At 70.4% G+C, this 10,119-nt stretch carries 8 protein-coding genes; 4 read left to right on the top strand and 4 right to left on the bottom strand.

The genetic code is table 11. From position 1 onward, the window contains the following. The first annotated feature begins 506 nt into the window (after positions 1 to 506). The gene (fdhA, locus tag FL311_RS19295; protein ID WP_141326887.1) at positions 507 to 1,703 is read left to right on the top strand and encodes a formaldehyde dehydrogenase, glutathione-independent; all 1,197 of its coding nucleotides are present in this window, start codon (positions 507 to 509) and stop codon (positions 1,701 to 1,703) included. Between the two features lie 67 nt (positions 1,704 to 1,770). Here the strand turns inward: fdhA and FL311_RS19290 are convergent, their stop codons facing one another. Beyond that, complete coding sequence (locus tag FL311_RS19290) at positions 1,771 to 2,268, bottom strand: tenascin-X (protein WP_141326885.1); 498 nt, start codon at positions 2,266 to 2,268, stop codon at positions 1,771 to 1,773. A gap of 235 nt (positions 2,269 to 2,503) precedes the next feature. On the opposite strand from FL311_RS19290, the gene FL311_RS19285 reads away from it, so the two are divergent. The 3 genes from FL311_RS19285 (at position 2,504) to FL311_RS19275 (ending at position 5,597) form a co-directional block, all read left to right on the top strand. Beyond that, positions 2,504 to 4,528 carry a hypothetical protein gene (locus FL311_RS19285; RefSeq protein WP_141326884.1) on the top strand — a complete coding sequence of 675 codons (2,025 nt, stop codon included), beginning with the start codon at positions 2,504 to 2,506 and terminating at the stop codon, positions 4,526 to 4,528. Positions 4,529 to 4,687: 159 nt separating this feature from the next. Next, positions 4,688 to 5,191, top strand: coding sequence for a VOC family protein (locus FL311_RS19280; protein WP_141326882.1), 504 nt, complete (start codon positions 4,688 to 4,690; stop codon positions 5,189 to 5,191). Positions 5,192 to 5,318: 127 nt separating this feature from the next. After that, entirely contained in the window at positions 5,319 to 5,597 is a 279-nt protein-coding gene (locus FL311_RS19275) for a hypothetical protein (RefSeq protein WP_228556961.1), read from the top strand. 64 nt (positions 5,598 to 5,661) lie between these two features. Here FL311_RS19275 and FL311_RS19270 read toward each other — a convergent pair whose 3' ends face one another. The 3 genes from FL311_RS19270 to FL311_RS19260 all read right to left on the bottom strand — a co-directional run bounded on the left by FL311_RS19270 (position 5,662) and on the right by FL311_RS19260 (position 10,029). After that, positions 5,662 to 5,958 carry a hypothetical protein gene (locus tag FL311_RS19270; protein WP_141326880.1) on the bottom strand — a complete coding sequence of 99 codons (297 nt, stop codon included), beginning with the start codon at positions 5,956 to 5,958 and terminating at the stop codon, positions 5,662 to 5,664. Positions 5,959 to 6,082: 124 nt separating this feature from the next. Continuing rightward, positions 6,083 to 9,058: a protein kinase gene (locus FL311_RS19265; protein ID WP_141326878.1), complete on the bottom strand. Its 2,976-nt coding sequence runs from the start codon at positions 9,056 to 9,058 to the stop codon at positions 6,083 to 6,085. A gap of 110 nt (positions 9,059 to 9,168) precedes the next feature. Next, positions 9,169 to 10,029: a class I SAM-dependent methyltransferase gene (locus FL311_RS19260; protein WP_141326876.1), complete on the bottom strand. Its 861-nt coding sequence runs from the start codon at positions 10,027 to 10,029 to the stop codon at positions 9,169 to 9,171. Positions 10,030 to 10,119 lie beyond the last annotated feature (90 nt).

The following is a 10,119-nucleotide window of genomic DNA, read 5'->3' as shown; positions in this document are numbered from 1 at the left end:
GCGGCCCCAGGATGCCCATCTGGTAGGACCACGCCTTGGTGTGCACACGGGCGGCTTCCAGGTTCGGGTTCAGCCGCGCCGGCCACGGCACGTAGAACTCAGGCAGCTGGAATGGTTGCTTCTGACGCGCCTTGGACATGCTCACCCCTCGTTGACTGCCAGGGCTTGTACTGTCGTCTTGTTGGCACTTCCACGGATATCATCGTTGACTCGGTAAGATGTTTTATCCGCGAGATAAGACATGGCGGGATGAACGATGACTCACCTTCTTCATAGGATGAGAAGAAGGGAGTTTCCCTCTCGGGGGTGCAATGGGAGCGTTTCATTGTCGTGACGGTGGACGCGTCTGTCTTTGCGAGCTTCTCAAAGGGTGACAGCGGCCGAGACGTCGAGGGCCTCTTCCGCCAGGCCGCCTTCGCCGTGCGTGCGGGGGCGCGCGTCCCTAGCGTTACCCGGACCTGCACGCGGCGCGGCGGACGGCCGGGCCGCCTCGGAGGAGTCCGCTCATGGCCAGCAATCGCGGCGTCGTCTATCTCGGTCCCGGCAAAGTGGAAGTCCGCTCCATTGACTATCCCAAGATGGTCAACCCGGAAGGGAAGTCCATCGAGCACGGCGTCATCCTCAAGGTGGTCACCACCAACATCTGCGGCTCGGACCAGCACATGGTGCGCGGGCGCACCACGGCGCCCAAGGGGCTGGTGCTCGGGCATGAAATCACGGGGGAGATCGTCGAGAAGGGCAAGGACGTCGAGTACCTCTCCGTGGGCGACCTCGTCACGGTGCCCTTCAACGTCGCCTGTGGCCGCTGCCGCACGTGCCGCGAGCAGCAGACGGGCGTGTGCCTCAACGTGAACAAGGGGCGCGCTGGCGGCGCTTACGGCTACGTGGACATGGGCGGCTGGGTGGGCGGACAGGCCGAGTACGTCATGGTCCCCTACGCGGACTTCAACCTCATCCGGTTCCCCGACAAGGCGCAGGCACTGGAGAAGATCCTCGATTTGACGATGCTCTCGGACATCCTGCCCACGGGCTTCCACGGCGCCGTCACGGCGGGCGTCGGCGTGGGCTCCACGGTGTACGTCGCGGGCGCGGGGCCGGTGGGGCTCGCGGCGGCGGCCTCGGCGCAGGTGCTGGGTGCGGCGGTGGTGATGGTGGGGGACATGAACGCGGACCGGCTCGCGCACGCGAAGTCGGTGGGCTTCGTGCCCATCGACCTGAAGAAGAGCGACAAGCTGGAGGACCTCATCGCCGCCGTCATCAAGGAGCCGGAGGTGGATGCGTCCATCGACGCGGTGGGCTTCGAGGCGCACGGCCATGGCGCGCAGGCCTCGTCGGAGGCGCCCGCCACGGTGCTCAACTCACTGATGGCGATTACGCGCGCCGCGGGGGCCATCGGCATCCCCGGCCTCTACGTCACCGAGGACCCGGGCTCCAAGGACGAGTCGGCGCGCCAGGGCAACCTGCGCATGCGCTTCGGCCTGGGCTGGGCCAAGTCCCACCGCTTCTACACGGGGCAGACGCCGGTGCTGCGCTACAACCGCCAGCTCATGCAGGCCATCCTCCACGGCCGGCTGAACATCGCGAAGGTGGTCAACGCCACCGTCATCTCGCTGGATGACGCGCCCCGGGGCTACCAGGAGTTCGACGCGGGCGTGGCGCGCAAGTTCGTCATCGACCCGCACGGGACGCTCAAGAAGAAGTAGGCCCGGAAGAGACGACGCCACCGCGCCCGACACGGCTGGACGGGCGCGGTGGGGACTTCACCCCAGCTCACCCTTCCGGGACCTGTGGGCAGGTGGACGGGTCCTGCTGGCAGCCGGGGACGCAGTCCACGTAGCACCACGTGGACTCGCCGGCCTCGCACACGCCGTTGCCGCACGCGTTGGGGCAGTCGGCGGGGCAGCTGGCGGAGGACTCGCTGCCGTTGCAGATGCCGTCGCCGCACCACGGGTTCGGCGCGGGGCAATCCAGGGCGCACGTCACCCACGTCTCGCTCCCGTTGCAGATGCCGTCGCCGCACACCGGAGCGGCGACGCAGTCCTCGGGGCAGTTGGAGGCGCTCTCGCCGTTGGCGCTGTCGCAGTAATTGTCGCCGCAGAGGTAGTAGCACGGCAGACACGCGCCGCCTCCGGCGGAGCCGCACGGACACGGGTCGCCCAGCGCGGCCTCGGTCGTCTCCGTCGTCTCCGGGGCGGCCTCCGTGGTGCCACACGCGGCGAAGACCCCCAGCGACACTCCCGCCACGAGAACCAGCAGACGCGACTTCATCGGTGACTCCTTTGAAAGGGAAACCCAGATGCTAGTGCATCCCAGGAACGATGTGACGCGTTCGTGGCGAAAGGATGTTTCACGAGGCTCCGCCCGAGCAGGACTGCCCGGTCGGCCGTGACTCACGCCGCCGCGATGTCTCGGTGGTTGCCAGGGCGTGCGGGCGCGGGCACAAGGCGCGTGGCGACGCTCCTCGGGCGATGGCCGTCCGGAGGCGCCGCTCGTCGGAGGGCAGATGTCCCGCACGTGGTGGAGCATGGTGGCGGCCGTGGGTTTCATGGCCTGTGGCACGCAGGAGCCTGTCCCGGAGGCGCCGGAGCCGGTGTCTCGCGAGCAGGCGTGGGAGGGTGAGCTGGAGGTCCGCGTGGTGGACGCGCCCTCGCTCGAGCACGCGTATCAGGAGTACTTCCTCGTGGCCGGTCGCGAGCGTCGCCCGGTGGTGTTCGCGGACACCGCGCCCCAGGGGCTGGTGAGCGGGCAGCGGGTGAGGCTGCGAGGCCGTGACTCGGGCGGCGCGCTCGTGGCGCACGCGGTGGAGCTGGACACGGAGCGTCGCTCCGCGAGCGTCACCCCGGACTGTGGGGTCACGGGCGTGCAGCGCACCCTGGTCATCCTCGCGGAGTTCCCGGGCCAGCCCACGCCGTCGCTCCCGCTGTCCACCGTGGAGGAGGCGTTCTTCTCCACCACGCGCCGCTCGCTCGCGGGCTACTGGAGCGAGGTCTCCGAGGGGCGCACCACGACGGCGGGCGATGTCGTGGGTTGGTACACGCTGGACCGCGCGTACTCGTGCTCGGAGACGAACGAGATGCGGGACGCGGCGATTGCCGCGGTGGGCGACGACGTGGACTTCACCGCGTATGACCGCATCTTCGTCATCCACCCGCGTCCGCTCGCGGGCTGTTTCTACGGAGGGCTCGCCACGCTGTCGTGTGGACAGGTGCCGACGCCGTCGGGCACCGTGACGGCGTCCACCGCGTGGCTGGTCGCGGAGTCCATGGACACCTACGACCGCGCCGTGCACCTCATCACCCACGAGGCCGGACACAACCTGTCGCTCAACCACTCGCAGTCGCGCGACTTCGGCGCGGAGCCGCTGGGACTGTTGAACGAACTCGGCACGCTGGACGAGTACGGGGACGTGTTCTCGGCGATGGGGCGCTGGAACCTGGGGCACTACGCGGCGCCGCACAAGGCGCGCATCGGCTGGTTGGATTCGACCGCGGTGACGCAGGTGGACGGCGTGGGCGGCACCTTCACGCTCGCGCCGGTGCTGTCCTCCACAGGGGTGAAGGCCCTCAAGGTGCGTCGGGGCCAGGGCAACGACTCGTGGCTGTGGCTGGAGTACCGCCAGCCGACCGGCGACTACGAGCCGACGCTGCCCTCGCAGGTGTTCGGCGGCGCGCTGGTCCACTACCAGGACGCGGACACGCGGGGCGGGACGCACCTGCTGGACTTCACGCCGTTGACGGCGTCCTGGAGCGACCCGGCGCTGCTGCCGGGCATCACCTGGGAGGACCCGTACAGCAACCTGTCGCTGCGCGTGGTGTCCACGACGCCCGCCGGGCTCACCGTGGAGGTCCAGTACCGTCAGGGCTCCTGTGTCCGCGCGGCGCCTGAGATCGAGGTGACGCCGTTCGAGCCGACCGTCTACCCGGGCGCGCGCCCGGAGGTGGAGCTGTTCATCGTCAACCGCGACAGCCCGGTCTGTGGCCCCAGCACCTTCCAGCTCGCGTCCATCATCCCCGCGGGGTGGAGCGCGGACCCGCTCTCTCCGCAGCGCACCATCGCGGCGTCCGGCTCCGTCTCCCTGACGCTCCAGCTCTACACGCCGTATTCGATGGCGCCGGGCACGTACACCACGGGCGTGGACGTCACCCGCTCCGGCCACACCGTGCGCGGCACCGCCACCCTCGACGTCCTCGCGCCCTGTGTGACGGCGGCGCCCACGCTGACACTCTCGCCGACGACGGTGACGGCGGCGCCCGGCTCGCAGGTGACCTGGACCGTCCACGTGGCGAACCACGACTCGCCGTCGTGCCATTGGGTCTGGTACGACTTCTGGAACCACGACACCACGGGCTGGGACACGGAGTTCTCCGACTGGGGAGTGAACCTCCCGCCGGGCGGTGACTTCACCTTCACGATGACGAAGCACCTCCCGTCGAGCGCCCGAGGGACTCACACCGTGGGCCTGGAGTTGTTCCAGGACGAGGTGGGCACCGTGGGCACGGCGATGGCCACGGTGAACGTCGTCCCCTAGCCTGTCTCACGGGAGGGGCGCCGTGGCCCCAGGCGCTCCTCCCGCTCGTGCGGACGGGCAACCCGTCGTCCGCGCGAAGGCCCCCGGGTCGCACCGCCGGGCCGCCTGCTTCGAGTCTGTGCAGCTTTGCCTTCACACACCCCACGGAGGAAACCCGCCATGTCCCAGAAGCTCCAGCGCATCACCCAGTGCCTCTGGTTCCAGAGCCACGAGCAGACGGAGGCCGCCGTCGCGCTCTACACGTCCGTCTTCCCCAACTCCCGCGTCATCACGCGCACGAAGTACACCGAGCAGAGCGCGGGGCCGAGCGGTCAGCCGCCCGGCGCGGTGATGCCCCTCCTCTTCTCGCTCGATGGCCAGGAGCTGCTCGCGCTCAACGGCGGGCCCCACTACCAGTTCACCGAGGCGATGTCGCTCATCGTCAACTGCGAGACCCAGGCGGAGGTGGACCACTACTGGGCCCGGCTGTCCGAGGGCGGTGACGAGAAGGCCCAGCAGTGTGGTTGGCTCAAGGACCGCTTCGGCGTGTCGTGGCAGGTGGTGCCCACCGAGCTGACCCAGCTGCTGGCCAACACGTCCCCCGAGAAGGGCGCCCGGGTGACACAGGCCCTGTTAAAGATGAAGAAGCTGGACCTGGAGGCCCTGCGCCGCGCCGCCGGCTGAAGGCACATCGAGACACCCGCGCACGAGAGTCCCGGATGACTCGGTTTGTCATCGATATCTCGTTTCACGGGGTGGTGTTAGGGTATCGCCACCGGGACGGAAGACAGACCCGGTGGAGGATACACACGTGCGGAGCAGGAACATCCTGGGTGCGTTGCTGATGGCGGCGGGCTTCACGGTGGGCTGTGGCGGTGTGGAGCCGCTGGAGCAGACGCAGGCGGAGCTCGACACGCGCGAGGACGCGCTGCCCTACTGCGGAAACCAGTCCTACTGGATTGATTACTACTCCGACGCGACGCTGACGAAGTGGGTCGGCTACATGAGCTGCTCCTGCTACGAGACGGCGTGGATTGGTGGCCGCCGCACGGCGTTCGCGGTGACAGACTTCTCCAACACCTGCAACTGACCCTCCTCCGTGGTGGAGGTGTCCGCCCGGTGCTCACGACGGAGCGCCGGGCGGTCCTCATCGCTCACGGACAGATGTTGTAGCAACTGCCCGCGTTGCGGGCCCTGCACTCCGCGGTGGTGGCGCAGGACGAGCAATCCCACGAGCAGTAGCCGAGCGCGCCCGAGGGCTCCTGGACCAGGAGCGACGGCTCCACGTCCTGGGCGCCCGACATGAGCCGCTGCTGGCGCGCGGCCTCACATGCGGTGGAGGCCGGTGCCCGTTCGTCCCCAGGTCGCTCCTCCTGCGAGAGGGTGGTGACGACCATTCCCACGGCGACGGTCAACGCCAACATGAACCCCGAGGCGGGCTTCAGCATCATGCGCGGCTCCTTGTGGAAGGACTCGAGGGCATGATGCCGAGGACTCCCGCATTGCCCGCATGCGTCACCGCGCAGGCCTGTGTCCTGCTGAACAGCGCTCGACGGGTCCGTTCCGCCCCCGCGCTCACGGCGCGCTCTTCGCTCCGCGCCTCGAGGCCTGACGCTGCTGGATGCTCCGGCGCAGCTTGGCGATGAGCACCTCGGGGCTGGCCGAGCGCACGATGACGTCGTCGGCGCCGGCCTCCAGGCCCGCGGTGAAGACGACGGGGTCGTCCTTGTCGACGATGAGGAAGACGGGCAGGTCCTCGGTGGCGGGTGCCTTGCGCAGCGCCTGGAGCAGCGAGTGGAGGTCTCCGTCCGGCAGCGGGTCCGCGAGCACCGCCGCGTGTGCTCCGGCGCCCAGCGCCTTCTCCACCTCCGCCCGGGTCCGCGCGCGCACCGTGGCCATGCCCTCCGCCATCAGGCGGATCTGGAGCGTCAGCGCGTTGGTGCCGTCCGTCTCCGCCACCACGACGCGGAAAGCCGCCTTGTCCGTCTGCGCGGTGGACTCCAGCTCCGCGGTGAGCGCCTCCAGCGCGGGCGCGGGGAGCCGTGGGTCCTGACGCAGCGCCTGGAGCGCCTGGGCCGCGCGCGCCGGCGGAGCCTGGGGGCTCTGGACCTCCTGGACGAAGCGCGCCGCGCACAGCAGGGCGCCGGCGGTGCGGCTCGCGGGCGGCGCGCGGTCCTCGCCCTCCGGCAGTACGGAGACGAGCAGCTCGTTCACCTCGGGCGTGGTGCTGCCCACGAGCGCGAGCGCCCGGGCGCGCGAGGGCAGGGCGAAGCGACGCGGCTCCTCCAGCCGCGCGGCCAGGGCCAGCGCGCTGGCCGCGGTGGTGACCAGGACCTCCTCCACGCGCCCCGCGCCCATCCGCGTCGCCAGCCGCCGCGCCAGCTTCGTCAGGGCGGGCGCCAGCGTCCCGCTGCCCCCCAACATCGACAGCACGCCGTCGAGCAGTCGGGACTGCACCTCGCCCAGCTTCGCCAGCGGGCCTCCCTCGCCCGTCAGCGCCGCGCTGTACGAGGGCAACAGCCGCACCTCGACCTTGGGGTGCGCGGCGCGCAGCTTCTGCGCCAGGGCTCCCGGCTCCGCCACGGTGTCCTCGAGCACCAGCACCAGGTCATAGCCCCCGAGCGCCAGCGCGCGAGCCGCGTCCGCCGCCGGGCTGGTGGCCGCCGCGAGCCCCTGGGACAGGAGCAGCTTCACGGCGGCCTCGCGCGGCTCGGAGGGCTCGGCCACCACCAGCACCATGCGCGCGCGCACGTCGCTCTTCACGGGCGTGGCGCGGCTGACGGGCTCTACGGGCGCGGGCTTGGGGCCCTCCAGCGTCTGTCCGTCGAGCACCCGGCGTCCGGTGAACTGCTCCGCGAACTGGAGCACGCGGGTGTCGCGCTCCTTCGCCTCGGCCGGCTCCTCCAGCTCGATGGGCGAGCGGTCCCGCACCTTCGGCATCTCGTTGTCATAGAAGCGGAGGATGGCCTTGCGGATGGCCTGCTCGGAGGCGAACAGCCCCTGCACCGACACGACGCCCGCCTTGAACTTCAGGTTGTTGGTGACCTCCACGTCGCGCGGGTCCAGCACCGCGCAGAGCAGCTCGCGGCCCTTGAGCCCGACGGGCAGGGCGCACAGTCGGTCGCACAGCTCGCGCGGCACCAGGCGCAAGAGCTCCTCCGGCACCGGCATCGTCATCAACTGCTGCTCGGTGATGTGCGGCAGCCCGAACTGCTCGGACAGCGCGAGCACCAGGTTGTCGGGCTCCAGCCAGCGCTCGTGGACGAGCACCTGGCCCAGCCTGCCGCCGCGCTTCCTCTGGAGGGTGAGCGCCTCGTTCAGGATGTGCGGCGTCACCATGCCGCGAGTCAGCAGGATGGCGCCCAATTGCTGTCGCGCCCGCACGACGCGGGTGCCGAGCATCGGAGGCGAGCCCAGGCGCGTGGCCGGCTCGGCGCCCTGCACGGGCTGCCGGACCACGGACGTGGCCTGGGGGCCCGAGGGTGGCGGCGTCACCGGACGCAGCGTGGGCGGCGCGAGCGTGGCGGCCCCGGGGCGGCGCGCCTCCCGGGGCGGCAAAGGCGCGGGCGTCCGCATGCGCGCGAGGTCCTCGTCCACCAGGCGGATCTCCTCGCCCGGCGCGCCGGCCAGGTCCGCCAGCGGCGAGCGCCACTCGGGAAGCGCGCGGGCGAAGAGGCTGGCGATGTCGGCGGCGCCCACGCGCAGCCGGTGGTCGAAGAGGAAGCTCTGGATGCCCTCGGAGAACTCGCGGGCGGCGGGGCAGCGCGCTTCCGGGTTGGCAGCCAGCGCGCGCAGGAGCAGGTCCCACAGCGGAGCGGGCACGCCGGGCAGGGGCTCCAGGGTGCGCTCGTCGAAGCTGCCCAGCGCGTGGATGATTTGCGGCGTGCTGCCCTCGAAGAGCCGCTTGCCCGCGAGCATCTCGTAGAGCAGCAGGCCCAACAGGAAGATGTCGCTGCGCTGGTTGACGGGGCGGCCGTGCACCTGCTCGGGGGAGAGGTAGTTGATCTTCCCCTTGAGGATGCCGGCCTGCGTCTCCTGCCGCTCCTCGTCGGCCACCTTGGCGATGCCGAAGTCGGCCAGCTTCACGCCGCCGTTGCTGGCCACCATGACGTTGGCGGGGTTGATGTCGCGGTGGACGATGTCGAGCGGCGCGCCGGACGGGTCCGTGCGCCCATGGGCATACGCGAGCCCGTCGGCGACCTGCTGGGCGATGAAGCAGATTTCGCGCAGGCCCAGGGGCACCTGTCGCTTGCGCGCCGCCTTGATGAGCGCGCTCAGGTTCTCCCCGTCCACGAACTCCATCACCATGTAGTACTGGCCCGTGCTCGTGCCCAGGTCCAGCACCTGCAAGACATTGCCGTGCTGCAGCGTGACGGCCAGCTTGGCCTCGCGCAGGAACAGCTCCACGAAGGACGTGTCCTGCACGAACGACGGCAGGATGCGCTTGACGGCGACAGGCTTCTCGAAGCCCTCCGCGCCCACCACCTTGCCGAGATAGACCTCGGCCATGCCTCCCGCGGCGAGCTTCTTGACGATCCGGTAGGTCCCCACGCTGTCTCCGGAAGTTGCAATGGCAGTGCAAGTGTTCCGGAGAGAGGAAAAGCCAGAATCCGGCAGGTGTACGGAGGGCCCCGCCGAAAAGCTGTCGGACTGTCGGCTGCTCAACCCTTGGGAGTGGAGGGGTGTCTGATATTGGAAGGCGGGGTCGGTTGACGGATGCCGACGGTGAGGTAGGCATTGAACTGGACGACCTGTGCGCCGGGCCCCAGGTCCTGGGTGACCTTGTCCACGACGTTCTTCTCGATGTCTGGCCATTGCGCGCCCAGGGCACGGCGGGCGAGGGCGACGGGGGCGGCGGCGCGCATCATGGCGTCGACCATGGCGGCGGTGGAGGGGTAGTGGGCGGGGACGGAGACCTGGTGGACGTGGACGTCGTCGAAGCCGGCGGCGCCCATCTCCTGCTGGCAGGTGTCGGGGTCGGACAGGGGCATGACGCCGCCGCGGGGAGCGCCCTGGCCGGGAAGCTGTTCGGCGAAGCGCTGGTAGACCAGGTTCATGGCGGGGGAGTGCTCCATGGGGCGCCAGCTGGAGACGACGGCGCGGCCGCCGGGGCGCAGCACGCGGTACAGCTCGCGGAAGCCCCGGGGGCGGTCGGGGAAGAACATGAGGCCGAAGAGGGAGAAGGCGGCGTCGAAGGTCTGCTCGGACAGCTCCAGGGCCATGCCGTCGCCGACCTGCGCGTCGATGTCGAGCCCGGCGGAGGTGGCGCGCTCACGCAGGGCGGCGAGCATCTTGGGGGCGAAGTCGATGGCGGTGACGCGCAGGCCCTGACGGGCGGCGAGCAGGGCGAGGGTGCCGGGGCCGGCCGCGACATCCAGGACGTGGGCGCCGGAGGGGGCGGCCACGCGCGTCAGCGCGTCCTTCGCGAAGTGCTCGAACACCGGGAGCAGCTCGCGCACGTACTCAGGGGCGACGAGGTTCCAGGCTTCGGGCGCGGCGAGCGGCGATGCGGTCGACGACATGGTGCGGCCTCCGGGAAGGGGCGCGGATTCCACCCGAAACGGAGCGCGAGCGGGAGGTGAAATGCACGCGGACGAGGCGGTCCACGACGC

This window comes from Myxococcus sp. AB025B, from assembly GCF_006518215.1.
Classification (GTDB): domain Bacteria; phylum Myxococcota; class Myxococcia; order Myxococcales; family Myxococcaceae; genus Myxococcus; species Myxococcus fulvus.
The sequence above is the reverse complement of the archived record's forward strand: the minus strand, read 5'-3'. Positions and strand labels throughout refer to the sequence as shown.

Excerpts from the sequence above, each read along its gene's own strand:
- FL311_RS19290 (WP_141326885.1), bottom strand. The coding sequence starts at position 2,268 with ATGAAGTCGCGTCTGCTGGTTCTCGTGGCGGGAGTGTCGCTGGGGGTC.
- FL311_RS19280 (WP_141326882.1), top strand. The coding sequence starts at position 4,688 with ATGTCCCAGAAGCTCCAGCGCATCACCCAGTGCCTCTGGTTCCAGAGC.
- FL311_RS19260 (WP_141326876.1), bottom strand. The coding sequence starts at position 10,029 with ATGTCGTCGACCGCATCGCCGCTCGCCGCGCCCGAAGCCTGGAACCTC.
- FL311_RS19270 (WP_141326880.1), bottom strand. The coding sequence starts at position 5,958 with ATGATGCTGAAGCCCGCCTCGGGGTTCATGTTGGCGTTGACCGTCGCC.
- fdhA (WP_141326887.1), top strand. The coding sequence starts at position 507 with ATGGCCAGCAATCGCGGCGTCGTCTATCTCGGTCCCGGCAAAGTGGAA.
- FL311_RS19285 (WP_141326884.1), top strand. The coding sequence starts at position 2,504 with ATGTCCCGCACGTGGTGGAGCATGGTGGCGGCCGTGGGTTTCATGGCC.